This is a genomic window from Glycocaulis sp., from assembly GCF_050485565.1.
Classification (GTDB): Bacteria; Pseudomonadota; Alphaproteobacteria; order Caulobacterales; family Maricaulaceae; genus Glycocaulis.
On record NZ_JBJHBQ010000004.1, the window covers coordinates 1 to 21,663 of the forward strand.

Here is a 21,663-nt window from a genome sequence, read left to right on the forward strand (position 1 = left end):
GACCTGTTGTTGCGCCAGCAGCATAGCAGGGTAGCTAAGTGCGGACGGGATAACCGCTGAAAGCATCTAAGCGGGAAGCCCCCCTCAAAACCAGGTATCCCTTGAGAGCCGTGGAAGACCACCACGTTGATAGGCTGGAAGTGGAAGCGCAGTGATGCGTGGAGCGGACCAGTACTAATTGCTCGATAGGCTTGATTTGCGTGGCTCATGAATGGCGATCGCCTCGTCCATCATGATGCCCGTCATATGTCAGGATAAAATGTCTCTGTGAAACCGCGTCAAACGCGCCGACCGGGTGGTTATAGCGAGGGGACCCCACCCGTTCCCATCCCGAACACGACCGTTAAGACCCTCAGCGCCGATGGTACTATGTCTTAAGGCATGGGAGAGTAGGTCGCCGCCCGGTCTGCCCGTTTGACGCCAGTTGTCCTTTTTCTGATCAATCAAAACAATGAAACCCCCGCTTCGGCGGGGGTTTTTTGTTTGTCTGGAATGCTCCTCGCCCAGAACTGTCCTTCGCCCGGAGCCATCAGCGCATCGCGCGTCAGCCAGTGCGCTCGGCTATGCCGGCCGTGCCGGGGGGGCGTTCGCGCACCCACAGACTGGCCAGCGCCTTCCAGCCTGATATCACGGGCAATCCCTGGTGAAGGCTCAACGGATCAGGGGTCCCGTCGCGGGTTACATTCTCGAAGCTCAGCATATCGCCCTTTTCGCCGCGCCAGCTCAAATCGAGCCGCGGAAACCTCGTTTCACCGCCCTCATAACCGCTATTGAGCGCCGACAATGTGGTGGCCCGGCGCTGGCCCTGCGCCGTCAGTTCGGCGCCTGCCCAGCCTTCGTCTGACGTGAAGCAGTCGAGGTGCGGCTTGTACTCATCTCCTGGATAATACAGCAGAATTGCAAGGTTCTCTGCAAAAGCGGTGGTGGTGCCGGCGCAAGCTGCCATGTCGGCCACAATGCGGGCGACAACGAGATCCTGGAAGGAACGCGGAATACTGGCTGAGTAGGCTTTTCTGTGTGCATCCTGACTGGTGCGCCCGGTGACGGGATCGAAAACCTCCGCCCGTCTGAGGGTGGGCCAGGCGGCCGCCAGAAGGTAGTCGCACAATGCGTGACCGGCCGCGGCGCTGTGGGACTGTATACGGGGCGTCTCGCTGAGCTGTACCGGTGAAGCCTTTGCCGCCCGCAAAGCGGGATCGAGGCTTTCCAGCCCGTCTGTATCCGCAGGCAGGACCGGCGCATGTGACGTGCGCGCCATGTTCGCCATCGCGGTCTTCAACGGCCCCGCCAGCGGATAGCCCGTGCTCATCAGCGCGCTTAGCCAGTGCTCCAGCTCTGGCCAGAGCCCTTCGTGATTTTTGGCGTGATGAAGCAGCGCTGCTGCCGCGAGGCCGGCCCCCTGCCGGGCGGCACCCTGCAGCAGCTCAAGAGATTGTGCCGGGTGGCTTTCCATTAGCAGCACGCCCATCTGCACCGCCGCGTCGCGATCGCCTGCTCGCGCATGTTCCAGCCGTCTGCGGACGGCATCGGCAAATCCGCCCGGACGCAGCGCCATCGCCGTTGTCAGCATGCGCCGGGCAACGCCATTGCCAGGCTCTGCCGGTTCAAGCGCTTCTATGGCCTTGTCAGGGTCGATAGGGCCGCCACGGCCATCAAGCAGCATGCCAGCCAGTGGCAGGCGTGCCCGTTCGTCGCCAGAGCGTAGGGCGGCCTGCAGAAGCTGACGTGATGCGGGAGTGTCGTCCATTTTGCCAGCTTCTATAGCCTTGCCGGAGAGCGAAGGCATGGAGGATGTTTGCGTAAGGTATCAAAGGCCGCAGACTAGCTGGCTGGGCTGTGAATTCCAGTGCTGTTCAAGACCGGTTACATCCGGTTGACTGCTCCGGCTGTGTTGGTTAGTTACACCGCTCCCCATCGCCGGGGGTCAAACCGGCACTGACGCGGGGTGGAGCAGCCCGGTAGCTCGTCAGGCTCATAACCTGAAGGTCGTAGGTTCAAATCCTACCCCCGCACCCAAGTTTCCAAGCCGCGCCAACGGCTTGCGCAAACGCCCCGGACCCTTGTCCGGGGCGTTTTTCGTTCACGCCTCATTTTCGGGTAAGGCCGGAAAGCTCTGCCTCCTGCGCAGTTGTTTGGCCGCGTGCAAGCTCGTCATTGCTCTCCGCGGCAGTTGGTCAAACAAGGTTTGCTGCCGATATGGATATCTACGCATTCGTGAGCCTGCACCCGTCACGCCAGAGCGCTTTTTGGTCGTTCCCGCGCGTCAGACCACCCTGCAGCCAGGGCGATATTCGAGCTATGACCTGGTTGGCAATGCGGCGTCGACACAACGGCACAATGGGACTAAGGAACTGGAAAGCCACTGTCAGGAGCCCAGCTTGAGCACCATGAGCGTCGATATCCCGGAGATGGCGGAATAATGAAGCTCGCCCTTCTCTCTGGTGCCAGGATCAGCCTGCTGGCCGACTTCGTGCAGCGCGAGCTTTCGCGCAGCAAGGGTGTGGTTGCCGTTCTCCTGGTGCTCAGCGTGCTGTCATCAGCGTCGCAGATCGGGCTGGCTGCGGCCCTCATCGCGGCCGTGCAAGGCGGCGGAGGCAGGCTGCAGCAGCTGGGCATCACCGGCGACTGGATATTCGGCATCCTCATCGTGTTCGCTATCGCAAGTGCGCTGCTGCCGTTTCTCGTTGAGCGCTATATTATCAGCCGCACGGTGGCCTATTTCAAAATGGGCGTCAGGCATCTTGGCCGCGCAGCAGTAAACCCGGTATCGCGCCACCACCTGCTGCTGGCCAATTACTCCAGCCAGTCGATCGTCGCTGCAATAAGTTCAGATGCGCGGTATGCGAGCCTTGCGTATTCTGGCCTGCTGAGCGTCGTTCTGCCTTTGGTGACGAGTATCGCCATTGGTGTTGCACTGTTTGTGATACAGCCGGTCTGGGCCGCGATTGTCGTCGGTGTCACCTTACCCTTTTTTGTTGGCCAGATGTTGATGGTGATGAGCGGCGTGGCGCTTAATGAAAGGCTGCGGGCAAGTGCAGGGTCTCATCGCAAGGCGGCGGCAGCGGCGGTCGGGGACGTGGAGCTGTGCAGTGACCCGGCAGAATTCTGGCGCTCTCAACCTGACTATGTATCGCTGAAAATTGGACCTGACTTTCCCGTCACTTATGGTCACCGGCGTATGCTGGGTGCCCGCACGGGCCTGATCGGCGATCTGGCCACCGTCGTTCTCGTGCTGTTGGCGGCCCTGGGCATTACCTTGTACGAAATTACGCCGGAAGTGGTTGCTACGGCGATTGTCTTCATCCTGCTGGGCCGGATATTTCTCGGCTCCATCACCCGGATTGCATCGGAAACCATTATTACGGTGGCCCAGCTTCCGTTCTACGAGAGTTTGCTGAATATCAACCGGGTCGTCCGCGAGGCTGAGAACAAGTCACACTCTGCGGCGGTCGACGAAGCGCCGCCAATCAAAAGGCGCGTTGCGGTGTGTCTAAGCGCCCAAACATTGGGATGGAGTCTCGTAAGCCGGTATCTGATCGCGGCCTATGGTCCCTGCGAATCTTCACGGCATCTGGCGGTATCGGCCATTGTGGTCCCGCGCCGCCGGGATATTGGTAGCTGGGAAGAGCGGGGTGTCTCGAGTTTATCGAACCTCACCTTCAGTGATTTTCGCGCATATTTCCCCGCATCTATGGATCGCTGGGAGGCGTACCTGTCTGCAAATGCTGCATTCGCTGAACGCCGCCAAATACAGCTGGACCGGGAGCTCGACATTCTGGTCCAGTTTCATGCCTTAAAAGGGCGTAGGCGTCATCTCTTTGTGGATGGCTACGCATTCGATGCGCTCACTCCACGTGAGCGTGCTTGGATTTATAAGACTTTTTTACGCTCTGATTTGATGCTGCAATACAAGCCAAATGCAATAAAGACTACTGCCCCCGCAGACGCTGAATTGTGGTTCATCAGCCGTCAGGGGAGCGGCGAACGGCTGGGTATATGGTCTGAGCGCGCATCACTTGCAAACAGGTTGAAAACACTGGTCGCGCAAGACAAGGCTCCGCCTGCGGAACAAGCAGACATCGAAATGGAGGGCTAGATGGCTGTCTCTCCCCTACGCGCTGCCGTTCGCAAGCTCCTGCCCAAGGGGGCCCGGATCTGGCTGATCAAATTTGGCCGGGCGCTTCGGCGGCTTCCAGGATCAGTCATCGCATCTGTGTTGCGGCTTTTGCCGGCGAGGGCTCACATCAGTAAGCCACTCATTGTCAGGCTGGCCCGGGAAGGCCGGTGGGACGTGCTGGGCAATATCGCCGATGCCAGCGCCGCCCTTGGCAGTCGTGTGGACGTGAACGCGTTGGCGCGGATGGCGTTGGCAGAGTGTGAGCAGGCGCGCGGCCAGACCGAGCCGCCGGCCATAAAGGGACTGGTGGCATTATGCCGGCCACGGCCGCTAAACCTGTTGTCGCCCGCCATACTGCCCCACATCGCTGTCGCGCTTGGCCATGGCCGCGGTGGGGCCGCTACAAGAGCGGCATCCGCAGCGCTGGCACGATATGCGCACTTGGCTAACCCCGACCCGTTCTCCGGCATGCCGGCATTCGCAAGGCTCCCGGAGGCAAAGCAGACGGCGCTGCTCCTGGCGCTCGCCCATCACCTGCAGGGCCTGGGCCACGATGACCAGGCCATCGCTGCGCTTGGCCGGGCGCTTGAGATGTTTCCCGCCTCGCGCCGTATCCGTTTCAGGCTGGCTTTAGCACATCTCCGGGCCGGGCGCGCGGTGGAGGCCGCAAATGTCCTGTTTGCCGGTTCCGGTGGCTGGGAGCATTTGACGAACGCAGAAGCCCACTCAATCATGCAACTCCCGTCCGAAGGCGGGTTCGTGGTGGCACTTGCTGCTGAGCTGGCCCGGCGCAGGGCTTTTCAGCCAGCGGCTCGCGTAATCGCCGCCTCAGCAGGCCGTATCGAACCCAACGACTTTATTCAGGCGCTCGGCGGCGACGCTAGATGCGCCGAACTTGTGGGACGGCTCGGCGCCGGCCTCGTTGTCTGGGACGACAAGGAAGCGGATACATCCGAGCTTGCCAAAGCCTTTCTCGGCGAAGCGGAAATCCGTCTGATCGATGCTCTGACGGCGCAGGGCGATTTGCATTCGCCGGAGTCCGTGACGGCAGTTGCCGAATACCGTGAAATGCCACACGCGAACCAGCATCTTGCGCGCGAACTGGTGAAGTGGGGCGCCTTCCGGGCTAGCGAGTTTCTCGGTGGCATGAAGGGAACAGCTGATCCGGTGATGCTGACCGATCTGGACCCGGAGCGTTGTATTATTCTATCCCAAACTAGTATTAGTGCCGAATTCGATAGCGCCTTCAGGGCAAAATTTGGTCTGCGGATATTCACACTCGGATTGGAGCCATGGGTGGCCGACCAGAGTGCCGTTCACAGAGTGGCCGACCATTTCCCTGTCATTGCCAGCGAGGGCGACCTGAGCGCGGTTCATGAGGCTGCGAAGGAAGCGCGGCGCATTAGCTCGGCGATCATCCCTAATGATGTCAGCGAATATATGGAGCAAGCTCGTTCTGAAGTGTTCGAGCTAGCGCTGGAGGACGCGCTTGTCACAAGTGCGCGGACTCGCAGCGCCCTGAAAAGTATAGTCGATAGATGGGGTATCGATCAGGTCGTCGTTGCCGTGACCGGGCCGCGCTATCATCAGTCGTTGGCTTTCGCTGAATGGCTCGAAAGTGGTCTCGGTCTTTCAGTCTGGGTTATTTACGGTGGCAGTCGCGATGGCATGGCAAATTTCCAGCGCATGCTTGCAGGCGAGCAGGATGCTCAACACGCAAACGAAACCCAGCTCATCGATCTAAGTGCCCAAGATCTCCTGGGTGCAATTGTCGGTGATGACAGCAAAGGTGCAGTCGTGCTCGACGATGTCGAGCAAAACATACCTCACGACGGGCGTACTTCCGATGTCCTACTTTTGGCTGTGCTGTCAGATCCAAGCTACAGGCTATGTGCCGAAGAGCTACTGGCCGAGTTCCAGCATCACGGCAAGGTGGACGCGATTAGCCTGAGAGGTGATGAGGGGGCCGAAAAATATACAGATGGAAAAGTTCGCATGGTGTGCTTGGAGTCTCATGTTCAGGCAAAAAAAGGGGGAATAAGATATAGCCACCGTGATGTGGCTCTTGTGCGCGAAATTGTTCGCGCTGACATCGAAGCTGGCTTCCACACATTGGCGCGGATTTCGCTGGCGCAGATTGAGAAATTTCTAACTGTGCGCCTTCCTCAAATTACGAAGGAAGTAACCCTGATTCACCGGTTTGTTCGAAAGGGTAAACACAAGGTGATCATAGCGCCAGGCCGCCATATCGCAGCTCGGAGTGTTATTTTATGGGGCAATCGCGAAGGTCTTTTAACTGTTGATGTTCAGGCATTCTTCATTTCCGCGCATCCGCGCTACCGGCGCAGTCTGGCGCAAGTCTATTGCGGCACCATTGAGGAGCAGATTTCCCTATACCGGGACAATATGGATCCGCCCGCCACGCAGAAAGTTCTGCGCATCGGATCCATGCCGATTGCCTATAAGACGCGCAGTGTAGCTGGCCTTTCGGTATCAGAAGCCAGAGCCCGCCATGAACTGCCTCAAGAGGTGAAGCTGGTGATGTTCGCAGCCCAGCACGGGGCGGCTGAGGCTGACATGGAAATCATCCGCGAGCTTGCTGATGCTCTGCGCGATAGCCCCGACGCGATGTTCCTGATCAAGTTGCACCCTCGTTCGCCCGAGGCATATAAACACGCCGTCGAGCGCCTGACAGCTGGCTTGCTGCCAGCAGAGCGGCTGCGCGTCGTCCGCACGCCCGACATATACGAACTCATCGTGGCGTCTGATCTGGTCGTCACCCAGTTCAGCAATGTGGGCCTGGAAGCCGCTGTTCTCGACCGGCAGACGCTATCGGTCAATCTGACCGGGGCGGGCTATCCCATCGACCTGCATGAAATGGGCATTTCCGAACGGGCGCTCAGCGCGCAGGAGCTGCGAACCAAAGTCTTGAGCCTGTTGCACGATGAACGTGCCATTGCAGAGGCAATTGACCGGCGCGCGGCCTTTTTCGAACGCAACCCGGAAGTGAAGCGCGGAGATGGTGCGAAAAAGATATCTGCGCTGATTTTTGGCGACAGAGTTCCAGCGGACAAATCACGCAAGTCGGGTGCCGGATACGCCAGTGTAAATTCTATGTAGTTTGCGCTTTGGCTCTTAGGCAACCCTTGTTGCCTTTTCGAGCGTGGCTCTGTGTGCGCCACCCTGAATTTCGCCCTTGATACCGCCCTTCGCAATGCATGCCGGTCCGTCACGGCCTAGGCATGGCAGCCGTGATGCGATAAGCAGCCCGCGTGCGCGGACCGGAGCAGGACATGGCAGACATTCTTTTGGTCGGAGCTGGCCCGATGGCGGTCCAGCACTACAAGGCAGTCCGGGCGCTGGGCCTGACGGCGGTGGTGTGTGGCCGCGGCGAAACATCTGCTAATGCTTTCGAGTCGGAAACAGGGGTCCGCCCCGGAACCGGATCACTCCAGTCTCAACTGGAGGCATTGAAGGCCGTTCCGGCCCGGGCACTGGTGGCCGTTAACGTGGCCCAGCTGGGCGATGCGACGCGCGCTGTGCTTGCGGCTGGATGCCAGCGGGTGCTTCTGGAAAAACCAGGCGGTGCCACGCTGGAGGATGTCGAGGCGCTGGCGAGCGACGATGGGGATGACCGGGTGCGGCTCGCGTATAACAGGCGCTTCCTGCCGTCCGTGCTGACGGCCGCCGACTGTATCGCGTCCGATGGCGGGCTCACCTCGATGATGTTCGAGTTCAACGAGAACCGCTCGCTGGTGGCGGGTCTGACCCAGCACGCGCCTGCAGTCAAAGCCAACTGGTTTTTCGCCAACTCCACCCATGTGGTTGATACCGCCTTCTTTCTGGCGGGCTACCCCTCGCAGATACCCGATCACGAAATGGCGGCGTTCGCCAATGGAGACGCAGCCGCTTTGCCGCCTTCTCAAGCCTATGGCGGCGTGGGCCGGATAGGCGGCGTCGTCTACGCCTTCCACGCTGACTGGAGCTCTGCCGGCCGCTGGGGCATGGAGCTTTGTACGCCGCGCCGGCGGCTCGTGCTCAAGCCGGTGGAAACGCTCAGCGAAATGCCGGCAGGCAGTTTCCGGCTCAGCGAGCTTGCCTTGTCCCACGGCGAGCCGTCCGGCTTGAAGCCCGGCCTTTTCAACATGCTCGCAGCGTTTCAAAGCGATCCTGACCAGCCCGCATTTTTGTCGCTGAAGGCCCAGGCAGACCGGTTGCGGTGCTTTCGCAAGTTTGTTGGGGGGTGAATCCGGTGCGGGCCGTGCTCTACCCGGCGCTGGATGGCAGTCCAGAAGCCGCTGCAGCGCTTGCGCGGGCGCGCTGGTTGCTCGCGCCCATTCCAGATTTGACACTTCTCTGCTCCGGTCACGCACCGTCCGCGCCTGATCACATTGCACGCGATACGGTCACTATTCCCGTTGAGGCGTCAAAGGAGGATGCGCTTGCCCTGGCGCGCGGTGCCGGTCTGGTGCTCGCATGGTCGCGCCCTGCGCTGCTGGCTGCACCCCTATGGCTGCAGCGGCGGGCAATTCTTGATGATCCCCATAGCGATCCTGAGAACCCGGCATCGGTGATGACGCGCGTGACCGCGCTCGCTGGCGGCGCACCCGATGACGCGCCGGCGCTGCGCGAGATGCTGGCCGGTGCGCGCAATGCCGGCCGGCGCGCCCTCATCGTTGGCAGTGGGCCCGGCGGCGTGGATGACGCCATCAGGTTTCAGTCCGCCGCGGATGTCCCCCCTTTCGTGATCGCGATTGGAGGATGTATCTGTGATGAGAGGCTGGGTACGTCATTAAAGGTGGACGCGGTGCTCGCATGGGATGCAGCCGCGCAGCTTGGCCCGTCCCGCGCCGCGCAAACCGTCCGCCATCATATGCGGCGGCTCTCGAAATTGTGCGGTGCGCGTGTTGTGCACCCCGCTGCCCTGTCAGCGCCGTTCAGGTCGGCTTTCGCCGGGGACTCGCTGGCAATGCCCGACGGCTTTAACGATGGCGGTCCGCTCAGCGTGCAGCCCACCCGCAATGTGTTTACGTCGGCGGCGCTTCCGCTGGCGGCTGCGCTGGGCGGGCCTGTCAGGGTGGCCGGCGTGACCTTGCAGCGGCCGGTTGAGAGCATGTCCAGCTGGTGGGCGCATGATCGCAAGATGGAGCATGTCCGGGCAGCCACAGCGCTTCTCGCCACGCATCCCGCTTTTGGTGCAAGTGCTCCTGAAGAGTATTTCGAGCATCACTATGCGTGTCTGTCTGACTGTCTGACCCGTATGGCCGCAGCTGGCAGGCCAGTTCTGCCAGTAGGCCGGCCCGCGCCGGTTCGTCTGGGACACAGGGCCGACGCCCCGGTACGCTTCAGGCGCGCTGGTGTGATGGCGGGCATCGTAAAAAGGGCTGTTTTCGTTGCGGATCAGGCGAATTTGCGCCCCTGGCTTGCTGCCAGTGTGATTTTCATCTCTTGTCTTCTCCCGTCCCTTCTGCTTGTGAGCACGTTGATGATAGAACTTGCTGTGGCTTTTCTCGCGGCGTCAGGTTTGGCCGTCCTTGTGCTGGGAATGCTGACCTTGCGCGCGCGTGTCGAGCGCGCTGCCGCCCGTATTGAGCGCCAGCTTGGCGTGCAGCAGGCGCGCCAGTTCGAAAATCTGTCTGCAAGACTGGACGCGCTTGAAGCCCATGCCGGGATCGTGCCGGAGGGCGATGATCTGAACGGCCGCCCGTAGTTTCACAGCCAAACACAATATTGGTTCCGCGCACGAGGGTATTGGAATGCAGGATATCGAGAAGGTAACGCTGCCGTCTGACGCAAGTTTGCGCGATGCAATGCGCTTGCTCGACCAGACCAGCGTGCAGATCGTGCTCGTTGTCGATGCTCACAACAGGCTGGCAGGTACCTGCACCGACGGGGATATCCGCCGGGCGCTGTTGAGCGACGGATCAATGGACGATCCGGTTTCGACGGCGATGAACCGCTCGCCGCTGGTTGCACAGGCGGGTGAGCCAAGCTCCAACATCCTCGCCCGGATGCGGTTGAACAGGATCAGGCAGATGCCGGTGGTCGATGCCAACCGGCAGATTGTCGATCTGATGATGTTGGCCGATCCGAGGAAGAATCCGGATACGGATGTTCCCGTGGTGCTGATCGTTGGCGGTCTTGGCAAGCGGCTGCGTCCCCTCACGGAAAATTGCCCCAAACCGATGCTGAAGCTGGGAGACCGGCCCATACTGGAGCGGACTATCGAGCGCTTCCACGAACAGGGTTTCCGCAATTTTTTCCTGTCGGTGAATTTTCTCGGGCATCTTATCGAGGACTATTTCGGAACCGGCGAGGCTTTCGATGTCAATATTGGCTATCTGAGGGAAAAGAAGCGCCTTGGCACCGGGGGAGCTTTGTCCTTGATTCCCGAAGACGTTTCGGGGCCGATTATCGTAATGAACGGGGACCTCATAACCGAGGTCGATTTCAGATTCCTCTTGGAGCGGCATCAGGAAACAAAATCAGTTGCCACGATGTGCACACGAGAGCACCGGACCACTATACCGTTCGGTGTGGTTCGTTCAGAGGACGGACGCTACATTTCAACCGACGAGAAGCCGACGCTAAGTCACGACATCAACGCAGGGATTTATTGCCTGTCGGAGGAGGCTTACCGTTCCACGCCGAAGGATCAGTTTTATGATATGCCCACCCTTTTTACGGACCTCGTCAAGGCTGGGCACCATTGCAGCGTTCACCGGATAGACGGGCTGTGGCTGGACATTGGCACGCGCACAGAGTTTGAGCGGGCAAAGCGCGTATTCGGCGAACAGTAGAACCTCATATTGACGACCAAGCTGGCCTGGCAGGAATTCATGACAAAAACCATTGTGCTTATCGGTTGCGGAAACATTGGTAGCCGCACCCTGCAATCGCTTGTTTCGGTAGATGCCGGCAGTCTTGGCGGCCTCCAGATATGGTGCATGGATCCCAGCGCCGAGGCGCTGGACCTCGCCCGGACACGGGCCGGAGAGATTACCGGAGCGGGCGGCGTCGACGGGCTGGATCTGCGTTTCGTTTCTGATGTTTCCGAACTCCCGCGCACGATTGACCTTGCGGTGGTGTCCACCACCTCCTCGGTACGTCATGCAGCGGTCACAGCCCTGATGGATCACGCCCGCATTGACCGTCTCGTGCTGGAGAAATTCCTGTTCACCGACCGCCAGCATTATGCCGACCTTTCGGCGCGCCTGAATGCGGCTGGAACGCGCGCCTGGGTGAACTGTCCCCGCCCTGCCTGGCCGGGCTATATGAAGCTGGCGGCGCGTTTGCGTGGCACAGGGCCGCTGTCAATTCGAGTGGCCGGTGCCGGCTGGGCGCTGGCGTCGAATGCGATTCATTTTCTGGCCGCTTTCGAGGCTGTTGCCGGAGAGCGTTTCGACCGTTTCGACGGTTCCGGGCTCGACAAGGATCCGATCGAAAACCGCCGCCACGGATACCGGGAAGTGACCGGAACACTCGTAGCCAGCGGAGACGGTGGCAGTAGCGCATCGCTGGTCTGCTTCAAGGAAGGGCGGGCTGCGGTGACGGTGGATATTCTGGGCGCTGCGGGCCGGTTCATCATCTTTGAGGCGCAGAGCCGGATGCTCGAACAGAGTGAGGAAACGGGTTGGGACTGGAAAGAGGTACCGTTCGAGATGCTGTACGCCAGCCAGATGGCGCCGGTATTCCAGAGCCTGCTGGCCGAGGGAGACTGTGTCTTGCCCGATTACGGCTCCATGATCGTTCCGCATCTGGAACTGATCAGCATATATAACCGCGTGTTTTTTGGCCCTGGCCAAGAAGACAGGCTCTGCCCTGTTACCTGAGCTGGCTCCCGGCCAGCTCCCGCAGCACAGCCTCGATACTATCCAGCGCCCCCCCATCAGGCGGTGTCAGGCCAAGTCTGGTGTAGGCGCTACGCCAGGCGGCTGCGCCATCGGCCGTCAGGGCCTGCGCGAGCGCGCTGCGCACCTGATGTGTCGCGGTGATCTGGACCCATGGGCGAATGGGGCTGATCGCATCGAGGGTGTGTTCCCCCTGTCCGGGTTCATAGCCATAGGCGTCCCAGGCGATAACGGGTGTCGCTGCCCACGTGCCCCATCGCAGCGTTGACGAGCCAACATAGCCCAGCATTGCGGCCGCGCCGGGCAGCAGGGCTGACAGAGGCTGGCGTGAAATGTCGAACCCGGCGGCGATGAGCGGCGCCAGCGCAGCTTCATCCTGTTTGGGGTGCACGGAGGCGACAAGCTGTGTGCACCCCGGCAGGCCGGTACATATCTCGATCAGCCGGGCTATCAGGCCCTGATAGCCGCCGTCGATTTTCTCTTTTGCTGCGGACTGGTCGGGCGGGACGGCCACCACAACCCGCCCTTCGCTCGCCGGGCTGTACTCCATCGCGAGCTCGTCCTGGACGACCGAGCCGGTGACTTTGAGAAGAGCCGGATCGAAGCCCAGCTCGCTATAGCGCGCTGCCATGGCGGCATCGGGTAACAGCACAGCATCAGCCGGGCAGCTTTGATGCACAAAAGGCTGCCTGGGTGCCAGTCCGAAGGAAACCAGCAGTTCCACCCGCCACCATTCGTATCGCAGAATGGTGACGCCGTCGGTTTGGGCGCGCCAGTCCGGCCTGCGCTTTGCCACCGCCCTGGAGCGTGCATTCAGTATCATGTTCTGGGGGCGGCGAGCCAAAGCACGAACCAGCAGTTCGGGCTCGGGGTAGAGGGCCGGAATTATGGCCACGCGCACACCTTCTCTCCGGGCGACGATGGCAAGCGTGGTGGAGAAATGCCCGGCATAGTCGTGGTGCAGAACCACGACATCAGGTCTGGTCTCCTCAAGCAACCGGCGCGCTTCGGCCTTGTCCGACGCCAGACCTGCCCAGGTTCGCAATACCGTCTGCGGGCCACGGCCAAATATCCGCCAGAACACCGGCGCCCGGTCTATCTGGGCCACCCGTGCGCACCAGAAGACTGCCGCCGCTACCAGAGCAATGGGAAGATGGTACCAGTGTACTTCCTTGCGCAGCCGGGGATCGACCAGAAACTGGCGCAGCGGAACGCCTCGCATGGCCCGGGTTTCCACGACATTTGCCCCGGCCTGCGAAAAGCCGGCCTTCAGGCGCGCTTCCAGGGCCTCGTCACGGTTGTAGACACTGGCAAAACAGCGATGACCGCGCGCCGACAGACCGGCCGCAAGACGCTTTCCCGCCTCTCCGCTCGCGGAGTCGAGAGCGAAAAAGAGCAGACGCAAAGGGGTGCCAGTGTCAGCTGACAATGGGCGGCGCTCAACGTTCAAGACTGTCTCTAATCAGTTCGGCGATAAGCAGATCCATGGCGGTATCTATGTCCGCCGAGCGCGCTTCGTCCATCATTACCGCTTTGGATCGCCCGATCACAAAACCGGGGCCGGGGTCGTCAAGGAACGGCTTTGCGCGCACGGCATACACCGCGCCATTGAGTTCAATGGCGTCGGGCAGGGCCTGACGCGGCTGCCAGGGATCGATACCGTCAATGAAGGTGACGACGGCCTCGTGCTCGATTTTCCATGCGCGATAGGGGTTAGTATCGGCCCGCTTGAACGTGCAGGCGGAATCCCATTCGCCGCTCGCAACGGCGGACACGCAGGTTTCAATATCGCTGGAGCGGCGCAGCGGTGAGGTGGGCTGCAACAGAACCATTATCTCCGGCCGGTCGGGTTCAGCCATTTCGAGATAGTGGTAACGCAGGGCATCCTTGGGCAGCGCTGTGTCGCCGGACAGGTGTGCGGGGCGCCAAGCGATTTCCGCCCCTTCTGCCTCGGCCACCCGTGCGACGTCTTCGCCATCGGTCGACACGATCACGCGGTCCACGCCCTTTGCCGCCCTTGCGGCTTCTATCGTCCAGGCGATCAAGGGCCGCCCGGCGAAGGGATGGATGTTCTTGCCCGGCAGCCCCTTGCTGCCAGCGCGGGCGGGAATGTAGGCGTGACAACTCACGACAGCGCGGCCTCTACGGCGGTGATTACCCGCTCCTGATCTGCCGGCGAGAGGCTGGTCGAACAGGGCAGGGTCAGGATGCGCTGCCATACGCCTTCAGTGATCGGACAGGCTTCCTTTATCGCCTGCGCATAAGGGGCCTGCATATGAACCGGCATCCAGAAGGGCCGCGCCTCGATATTGTGCTCCTTGAGCCGCGCGCAGACATCATTCACCGGCGGCAGGGCATCGTCTTCGAGCACCAGCCCGGAGAACCAGCACGCCGACTCCCTGTCTTCGGGCTGAGGGAAAACGCTGAGCCCGGCTCGTCCGGAAAACGCATCATTGTAACGGGCGCGTATGCGGCGTTTGACGGCCAGAAAATCGTTCAGCCGGTCCAGCTGCGCGCAGCCAATGGCCGCCTGCACGTTGGTCATGCGGTAGTTATAGCCCACCATGTCGTGCTCATAATTGGGTGACACACGGGCTGTGGTGGAGAGGTGGCGCACACGCTTCATCAGCATGGGGTCATCACCCACCACCATGCCGCCGCCGCCACAGGTAATGGTCTTGTTGCCGTTGAAGGAATAGCAGGTCATGTGGGCTTTCGGGCCGATGGGCTGGCCGCGATAGTCCACGCCGATGGCCGCCGCTGCATCCGCAATGATGACCAGGCCATATTCGCTGGCAATCGAGCCGAGCGCGTCCATGTCGGCCGGCGTGCCAAGCGTATAGACGGGCATCATCGCCGCGACGCGCATGCCGGAGGCTTTGTGCCGCAACGTGCCACCGCGCATTTCGGTATGCGCCTTCAGGGCTGTGCGTACGGTCTCCGGGTCAAGCGTCCAGCTGGCCGAGTCTATATCCATAAGCCAGGGCGTAGCGCCCGAATGGCTGACGGCATTGGCGCTGGCGATGAAGGTGAAGCTGGGCAGTATCACCAGATCGCCCGGCCCAATATCGGCTGCCCGCAGCGCGATGTGCAGGGCTTGCGTCCCTGCGCCCATGGCCACACCGGCCGCTGATCCCGACAGGGCCGCCACGCGCTCCTCAAACTCGGTGACGAACGGCCCGACCGACGAGACGAAATTGGTGTCCACACACGCCTGAAGGTTTTTGGCTTCGCCTGCGCCGATATTGGGTATCGCCAGAGGTATTGCGGGGAGGTTTCCGGACACACTGGTCTCCTGCGGTGCGATCAGGCGCGTTGATCAAGGTTAAGGGCGGAATCGCGGTGAGCGGTCAGAAAGCCCGGCTCAATCGATCCGATAAGGGATTTGAGCTGTTCCTTGTCTGGCCGGGGCGCGCCGGGCGCGCCCGTTATCATCGGCTCCATCTGCTCCATGAGCCTTGCGATGGAGCCGCCGTGGCGCAATCCGGCCCAGCCTACGGCGCGAAGCGCGGACAGGCCGATCTCGATAGCCGTTTCGCCCTCGCCGACAAATTCCTCATAGGGCTTCTCGCCGCCAGTATCGGCAGGCGTAAGCAGTAGCGGCCAGCGCCCCTTGCTCCGGTCGCGGGCCATGGCGGCCTTGGCTTCGTCTTCGCTGTCATAGAGAGCAGGCTCGTAGCCGGAATGTTGCAGAAAGGCTTCTGCAATCTCCTGCAGCGGGCGCAGATGCTCCACCGGATCAAGATCGGGGATCGCAATCGTCCGGTCAGGCGCGAACAGGCTGGCCAGCGCGCAGATATGCCCGGACTCTTCCAGGCTCACGAAGTAGCGCCTTATGTCTTTGGGGCAGGCCAGCGGCTCGCCGCGCTCCAGCCGGTATTGCCAGGCCTGGGGCAGGGATCCGTTGGAAAATGCGACATTGGCAAATCGGGCCGAGTTGATGGTGCCGGCAAGACCTTGCGAAAATGCAGGATCGAACAGGACATGTTCCATGATCCGCTTGGTTGCGCCCATGAAGGAAACGGGGTTGGCCGCCTTGTCGGTGGACACGGAAAAATAGTCGGCTTGCGGCGAGCTTTCAGCAAGCCAGCCCATGAAGCGCGCCTGCTTGACGATGTTCGTGTCGAACATCTGCATGATCGAAAAGCCGTCCTTCTCCGAGCGGACATGCTTGATGGCGGCGAAATTCAGAACCCGGTCATAGGGTCCTTCGGCCAGCATGAGCTGGCGGGTAGCCGCTGCGCCATAGTCGAGCGGCAGTGTGCGGAAATCCTCGACCTGCAAGGGTTCCGGCGCTGAGCGCAGCTGGCGGACCAGCTCGGCCAGAGCGTTTTCATTCTGGTCAACGATGTGGACAGCGGCGGGGCGGAAACCCAGCAGGGTCTGCACGGTATTTGAACCAATCGAACCCGCCGCGCCGATGGCGAGAATGCGTTTCCCGCGTACGCGTTCGGCGATATCTCCGGCCCGCTCGCGCATGTCTGCGGCGAACATGGAGGCCTCTCGCCCCGTGGCGACGGATGAAAGGGGAGATGCAGACATGAAAGGGGCCTATATGGCGGGGTCTGAGGTCGATGGAAGCGATAGCGCGCCTTATACCGCCGGGCAAGGGCGCGAATTGCCGTCAGCGCGGCTTGTGACCGAACCGGCGCGCAAACCCTGACACGCTGCCCAGTAGCTTGTTCAAGCGTTCACCCGTCAATCGGTCATGGACATTGGCCAACGCGCCAATACCGCCTGCCCCGGCGTTTATGTCCGCGCGCAAGAGCCTGTTGCGTATGATGATGTCCCACCTGCGGTGCAGCTCATCAGCGCTGTTGGCGGCATTGCCCTCGGCGGTGCGCCGGTGATGACGTGCCAGCAGGCGCGGTATGCACTCCACCTCGCCTTGCATGAGCAGCCGGAGGAGAAACTCCCAGTCTTCCAGCACCGGAAGACCGTCATCATACCCGCCTGCCTTGTCGAATGCCGAGCGCCGGACCAGCAGTCCGATGGGCGGCAGCGGGTTGCGGTAGGCAACTTCTATGAGGCTCAGCGGGCAGTCGCGCTGAAACATCGGGCTGGCCGATACGGACGGGTTGAGGTCTTCGGCGCCGGTTTCGCTGACCTCCTCCACGCCGCAAGCGCTAGCGGCGAAATCTGCCTGCGCCGCGAGCGCCTCGGACAGCGCCGCCAAGGCAACGGGCGCCAGTGTGTCGTCATCATCGTGCAGCAGATAGGCCCAGCCTGATGCCGCGCGCACGCCTGCATTCGCCGCAGCAGCGCGCCCTCCGCCCGCTTCCACGCCGGTATCGATCTGAACGCAGCTCAGCCCCTGGTCGCGGGCTGCGCTGGCGATATCGGCCACAGCGGTGCTGGGCAGGTCGTCATTGACGATGACCCATTCAACCTGCCCGTCGCCGGGAAGGCGCTGCGCCGCGACACTGGAAAGCGCGCGCCGGAGGAAGTCGGGACGCCGCCGCGTGCGGGTTATAACTGAAACGGTATTGTTCATCGTGTGCCAAGTGTGGCATTCCTCCAGAGCGAGGCCAAGTGGCCGACTCCAGCGATAGAGCTAGCAACAGGGGGGCGTCACGCCTGATGACATCATCCAGCGTATGGCGCGAAGATGGCGTCCTGTTCATTGCCGAGGCCGGGGTAAATCACAACGGTGATGCGCAAACCGCGATTGCCCTGTGTGACGTGGCAAGGCAGGCCGGTGCCGATGCCGTGAAATTCCAGACATTCAATGCCGCCCTGCTGGCCACAGCGAGTGCGGAAAAAGCCTCCTATCAGGATCGCAATGCGCCTGCCGAAGGCGAGAGCCAGCGCGACATGCTCAAAAAGCTGGAGCTGACGGAGGCTGAGTTCCGCGCCGTACGCGATCACTGCGCGAAGATCGGCATCGAGTTCATCTCCACGCCGTTTGATGAAGTTAGCGCTGACTTTCTGAACGCGCTCGGTGTGGACCGTTTCAAGGTGTCTTCAGGCGACCTCACGCATCTCGATTTCCTTCAGCATCTGGCGCGCTTCGGCAAGCCCATCATCATCTCCACCGGCATGGCCACGCTGGCGGAGGTTGAAGATGCGGTGCGGGCCATTGAGGAGGCGGGCAATCCGCCTTTGTCGATTTTGCACTGTGTGTCCAATTATCCCGCCCGCCCCGATCAGGCCAATCTGCGTGCGATGAACACGCTGGCAGCGGCGTTTGGCCGTCCGGTGGGCTGGTCGGACCACACAGAAGGGGGCGTGATCACGCTGGCCTCGGTGGCAGCGGGCGCACGGATCATCGAGAAGCATTTTACGCTGGATAGGGCCATGCCCGGCCCTGACCACGCCGCCTCTCTGGAGCCGGACGAACTGATCGAACTCATCGCGGCGGTACGCGCGGTGGAGTCCGCGCTTGGCGATGGCATCAAGCGCCCGACGGTGGAAGAACAGGATACTGCGCGAGTGGCACGCCGCTCGCTCGTTGCCGCCAGAGATGTAGGGGCAGGAACCCGTCTCGGCCCGGATGATGTGGCGGCCCGGCGGCCGGGATCCGGCCTGGCGCCCAAGCGCAAATCCGAGGTGCTGGGACGCAAGGCTGCACGCGACATCAAGGAAGGTGAGCTGCTTTCCTGGGAGATGCTGGCACCATGACACGGCCCCGGATCGCAGTCGTAACCACCAGCCGGGCCGACTTTGGCATCTACCGGTCGGTGCTGGCGGCGCTGTCCAGATCGGGTGAGCTGGATTACGGCCTGCTGGCCTCGGGCATGCACCTGTCGCCTGAATTCGGGATGACCCTTTCGATGGTGCGCGAGTCCGGCCATCCGGTCTGGGACTGTATTGAGGGTCTGGTGTCGTCGGACAGTGATGTGGGCACTGCCAAATCAATGGGCCTGACCACGTTGGGCTTCGCTGACAGTCTGGGGCGTCTGCGGCCTGATCTCCTGCTGGTTCTGGGAGATCGTTTCGAAATGCACGCGGCGGCACTGGCTGCAGTGCCGATGGGTATCCCGATTGCCCATATCCACGGCGGAGAGGAGACCGAGGGTGCCATAGACAACGCCTTGCGCCATTCGCTGACCAAGCTGGCCAGTCTTCACTTTCCCGCCACAGCGCTGTCGGCGCGCCGGATTCGGGCCATGGGCGAGCGTGACGAGCGCGTGATAATTGCGGGCGCGCCAGCACTCGACGGGCTGGCCGGCTTCAAGCGGCTTTCGCGCGAAGAGCTGGCGGCCCGTTTCGCGCTGCCTGCTGATGGCCCCTACATTCTTGCTACCTACCATCCAGTGACCCTCGACCCTGAGGCCAGTCGTGCCGAGCTGGAAGCGCTGTGGGCGGTTCTGGAAGTGGATAGCTCAGCGGTCGTGTTTACTAAGGCGAACGCGGATGCAGCCGGCCGGGCCGTCAATGCCCGTCTTGAAGAGATGGCCGCGTCCAGCGAGCGTATGACCCTTGTCGGCACGATGGGCGCTGAGGGCTATTTCTCGGCCATGGCACACGCCGAGCTGATGATTGGAAATTCGTCATCCGGCATTATCGAGGCGGCGTCCTTTGGTCTGCCCGTGATCAATATCGGTGACAGGCAGAAAGGCCGTGAGAGGTCAGCCAACACTATCGACACGCCCGGAACAGAGCCGGCGATCCGCGCCGCGTTGCAGACCGCGCGAAGCAAGACGTTTCGCGAGCAGGCCCGAAGCGCGACGAATGTCTACGGGCAAGGGGATGCAGGCGAGCGCATGGCACAGGAAATTGCCCGCTTCCTCAAAGAAGCCGGGTCGGCCCGCAAACGTTTCGTTCTGGAGGACAGGGCGTGACCGCAAGGGTGGCCATTCTAGGTGCGGGCGGCCATGCGCGGGTTGTCGCGGACATCCTCATGTCGATGGCCGGGAAAGGCGCTGATCTGATCATTGCCGGCTTCATCGCCCCGGAAGGGGATGCCTGGCTGGATATTCCGCTCCTGGGCGATGACAGCGCGCTGGCCGGGCTGGTGGCGTCTGGCGCCGTCAGTCATTTTATTGTCGGGGTCGGCTCGACCTGTGGAGGGCAGGCCCTTCGTATGCGGTTGGCAGCCATCGCTGCGGATGCGGGCGCCCTGCCAATATCGGCCATACATCCGGCAGCGGTTATCGGCCGGGATGTTGTCATTCTACCGGGAAGTGTTGTGATGGCCTTGGCAGCGGTGAATGCCGGATCGCGTATTGGCAGGCATGTCATCGTCAACACCGGGGCCTGCATCGACCACGATGCGGTGGTGGGCGATTTTGCGCATCTCGCGCCACGCTCGGTACTGTCTGGCAACGTTCATGTCGGCAACAACGTGTTGGTGGGCGTCGGGGCGTGTGTCCGGCAGGGGATATCCATAGGATCGGGCGCGACGCTGGGCGCGGGCGCGGTTGCCGTGTCCGATATCGCGGACGGTGTAACCGCCAAGGGCATCCCGGCGCGCTAGGCTGGCCAGCCCGGATATTTCGGGCCGAAATCCCAGATTTCGGTAGCCGACACCGCCTCTGATCTCTATCGGTAAGCTTGGTCGCCAGACGTCTGGGCAAGTGGGGCAGGGACCCGGCGCCGCCGGGTAAGAGAGACAGGCATGCGGGTTCTGGTAGTTTTGGGTACACGGCCCGAGGCGATAAAGCTCGCCCCGATGATCGAAGCGATGCGCGCCGACACCGACATTGAACCCATACTGGTGTCGACCGGACAGCATCGCGAGATGACGGCAACGGCGCTCGAATGGTTCGGTCTTACGCCAGACCATGACCTTGCGATCATGACGCCCGGCCAGACACTGACTGGCGTTGTCACCCAGTCGATGAGCGGACTGGACGCGCTTATCCTTGAGCACGCACCCGATGCGGTGGTGGCACAGGGAGATACGGCGACCGTTTTCGCCGCTGCGCTGGCCGCCTTCCACCGCCAGATACCCTTTGGGCATGTGGAAGCGGGCTTGCGGACCTATGACCTCGAACACCCCTTTCCCGAAGAAGGCTACCGCCAGCTGGTAAGCCGCATCACCAGGTGGCATTTCTGCCCGACAGAGCGTGCGGCAGCGGCTGTACGTGACGAGAAGGGGCAGGGCGAAACGCACGTCGTCGGCAATACAGTTGTGGATGCCCTTCTGAGCACCGCCGAACGGGTAAAGCAGATGGATGCGCCGGTGCGTGGGCGGCGCTACGTGCTGATTACGGGCCATCGCCGGGAAAATCACGGAGCGGCCTTTGATGCGCTCTTCGGCGCTCTGGCGCGCCTGGCAGAGATGAACCCGGATGTGGATTTCATCTATCCGGTCCATTTGAACCCGAACGTCCAGAAGGCGGCGCACGCCCATCTGGGCGGCAAGCCGAACATCCAGCTCATTGAGCCGGTCAGCTACCCTGAGATTGTCCGCCTGATGCTGGGCGCTGCCGTTATCTGCACCGATTCCGGCGGTATACAGGAAGAGGCCCCCAGCTTTGGTGTGCCGGTGCTGGTCATGCGCCAGACGACAGAGCGCCAGGAGGCCGTCGACGCTGGCGTGTGTGAGCTTGTCGGCAGCAATCCGGAGCGCATGGTTGAGCGGGCGCACGAATTGCTGGCCCATCCGGAGCGGTTTACCGCGCGCAATACGCCAAATCCGTTCGGTGACGGGCTTGCTTCAAGGCGCATCTGCGATGTGCTGACCGGGCGAAAATATACCCCCTTTCATACAAAATGATTATAGTTTCCGGAGATTGTTGAACTTAAGGG

General features: G+C 61.6%; 16 protein-coding genes, 1 tRNA gene and 2 rRNA genes. 13 read left to right on the forward strand and 6 right to left on the reverse strand.

The window, feature by feature from the left end; translation table 11 throughout:
* Together ACQ5ID_RS05285 and rrf are read left to right on the forward strand one after the other, a co-directional pair.
* Positions 1 to 199: ribosomal RNA gene (locus tag ACQ5ID_RS05285) — 23S ribosomal RNA — on the forward strand; the annotation flags it as partial.
* 92 nt (positions 200 to 291) lie between these two features.
* Positions 292 to 406, forward strand: a 5S ribosomal RNA gene (gene rrf / locus ACQ5ID_RS05290).
* Positions 407 to 544: 138 nt separating this feature from the next.
* Here rrf and ACQ5ID_RS05295 read toward each other — a convergent pair.
* On the reverse strand, positions 545 to 1,747 hold the full coding sequence (locus ACQ5ID_RS05295; protein WP_429911422.1) for a 2OG-Fe(II) oxygenase: 1,203 nt from the start codon (positions 1,745 to 1,747) through the stop codon (positions 545 to 547).
* 192 nt (positions 1,748 to 1,939) lie between these two features.
* On the opposite strand from ACQ5ID_RS05295, the gene ACQ5ID_RS05300 reads away from it, so the two are divergent.
* From ACQ5ID_RS05300 to ACQ5ID_RS05330, 7 genes are all read left to right on the forward strand, one after another.
* Positions 1,940 to 2,016 (forward strand) — tRNA-Met (locus ACQ5ID_RS05300).
* 403 nt (positions 2,017 to 2,419) lie between these two features.
* Positions 2,420 to 4,096: a hypothetical protein gene (locus tag ACQ5ID_RS05305; RefSeq protein ID WP_429911423.1), complete on the forward strand. Its 1,677-nt coding sequence runs from the start codon at positions 2,420 to 2,422 to the stop codon at positions 4,094 to 4,096.
* The gene (locus ACQ5ID_RS05310; protein WP_429911424.1) at positions 4,097 to 7,237 is read left to right on the forward strand and encodes a hypothetical protein; all 3,141 of its coding nucleotides are present in this window, start codon (positions 4,097 to 4,099) and stop codon (positions 7,235 to 7,237) included.
* Positions 7,238 to 7,410: 173 nt separating this feature from the next.
* Positions 7,411 to 8,364, forward strand: a complete 954-nt coding sequence (locus tag ACQ5ID_RS05315; protein WP_429911425.1) for a Gfo/Idh/MocA family oxidoreductase — start codon at positions 7,411 to 7,413, stop codon at positions 8,362 to 8,364.
* Positions 8,361 to 9,827: a hypothetical protein gene (locus ACQ5ID_RS05320; protein ID WP_429911426.1), complete on the forward strand. Its 1,467-nt coding sequence runs from the start codon at positions 8,361 to 8,363 to the stop codon at positions 9,825 to 9,827. Before ACQ5ID_RS05315 ends, ACQ5ID_RS05320 begins: the two co-directional genes overlap by 4 nt.
* A 46-nt stretch (positions 9,828 to 9,873) precedes the next feature.
* On the forward strand, positions 9,874 to 10,917 hold the full coding sequence (locus ACQ5ID_RS05325) for a nucleotidyltransferase family protein (protein ID WP_429911427.1): 1,044 nt from the start codon (positions 9,874 to 9,876) through the stop codon (positions 10,915 to 10,917).
* Positions 10,918 to 10,956: 39 nt separating this feature from the next.
* Positions 10,957 to 11,949 (forward strand): class I SAM-dependent methyltransferase, encoded by a 993-nt coding sequence (locus ACQ5ID_RS05330; RefSeq protein ID WP_429911428.1) that lies wholly within the window; start codon positions 10,957 to 10,959, stop codon positions 11,947 to 11,949.
* Here ACQ5ID_RS05330 and ACQ5ID_RS05335 read toward each other — a convergent pair.
* The 5 genes from ACQ5ID_RS05335 to ACQ5ID_RS05355 form a co-directional block, all read right to left on the reverse strand.
* Complete coding sequence (locus ACQ5ID_RS05335) at positions 11,942 to 13,396, reverse strand: hypothetical protein (RefSeq protein ID WP_429911429.1); 1,455 nt, start codon at positions 13,394 to 13,396, stop codon at positions 11,942 to 11,944. The genes ACQ5ID_RS05330 and ACQ5ID_RS05335 overlap by 8 nt on opposite strands.
* Positions 13,397 to 13,406: 10 nt before the next feature.
* A complete protein-coding gene (locus ACQ5ID_RS05340) occupies positions 13,407 to 14,096 on the reverse strand; it encodes a cytidylyltransferase domain-containing protein (protein ID WP_429911430.1) in 690 nt (229 codons plus the stop codon).
* On the reverse strand, positions 14,093 to 15,253 hold the full coding sequence (locus tag ACQ5ID_RS05345) for an aminotransferase class I/II-fold pyridoxal phosphate-dependent enzyme (RefSeq protein ID WP_429911431.1): 1,161 nt from the start codon (positions 15,251 to 15,253) through the stop codon (positions 14,093 to 14,095). Before ACQ5ID_RS05345 ends, ACQ5ID_RS05340 begins: the two co-directional genes overlap by 4 nt.
* Before the next feature lie 20 nt (positions 15,254 to 15,273).
* The gene (locus tag ACQ5ID_RS05350; RefSeq protein ID WP_429911432.1) at positions 15,274 to 16,461 is read right to left on the reverse strand and encodes a polysaccharide biosynthesis protein; all 1,188 of its coding nucleotides are present in this window, start codon (positions 16,459 to 16,461) and stop codon (positions 15,274 to 15,276) included.
* A 130-nt stretch (positions 16,462 to 16,591) separates the two neighbouring features.
* A complete protein-coding gene (locus tag ACQ5ID_RS05355; RefSeq protein WP_429911433.1) occupies positions 16,592 to 17,461 on the reverse strand; it encodes a glycosyltransferase in 870 nt (289 codons plus the stop codon).
* Between the two features lie 86 nt (positions 17,462 to 17,547).
* Between ACQ5ID_RS05355 and neuB the strand changes: the two genes are divergently transcribed.
* The 4 genes from neuB (at position 17,548) to wecB (ending at position 21,631) form a co-directional block, all read left to right on the forward strand.
* Positions 17,548 to 18,588 carry an N-acetylneuraminate synthase gene (gene neuB, locus ACQ5ID_RS05360; RefSeq protein WP_429911434.1) on the forward strand — a complete coding sequence of 347 codons (1,041 nt, stop codon included), beginning with the start codon at positions 17,548 to 17,550 and terminating at the stop codon, positions 18,586 to 18,588.
* Complete coding sequence (gene neuC / locus ACQ5ID_RS05365; RefSeq protein ID WP_429911435.1) at positions 18,585 to 19,751, forward strand: UDP-N-acetylglucosamine 2-epimerase; 1,167 nt, start codon at positions 18,585 to 18,587, stop codon at positions 19,749 to 19,751. The genes neuB and neuC overlap by 4 nt, the downstream gene beginning before the upstream one ends.
* The gene (locus tag ACQ5ID_RS05370) at positions 19,748 to 20,386 is read left to right on the forward strand and encodes a NeuD/PglB/VioB family sugar acetyltransferase (protein ID WP_429911436.1); all 639 of its coding nucleotides are present in this window, start codon (positions 19,748 to 19,750) and stop codon (positions 20,384 to 20,386) included. Before neuC ends, ACQ5ID_RS05370 begins: the two co-directional genes overlap by 4 nt.
* 141 nt (positions 20,387 to 20,527) lie before the next feature.
* Positions 20,528 to 21,631 (forward strand): non-hydrolyzing UDP-N-acetylglucosamine 2-epimerase, encoded by a 1,104-nt coding sequence (gene wecB / locus ACQ5ID_RS05375; RefSeq protein WP_429911437.1) that lies wholly within the window; start codon positions 20,528 to 20,530, stop codon positions 21,629 to 21,631.
* The last annotated feature ends 32 nt before the right edge of the window (positions 21,632 to 21,663 follow it).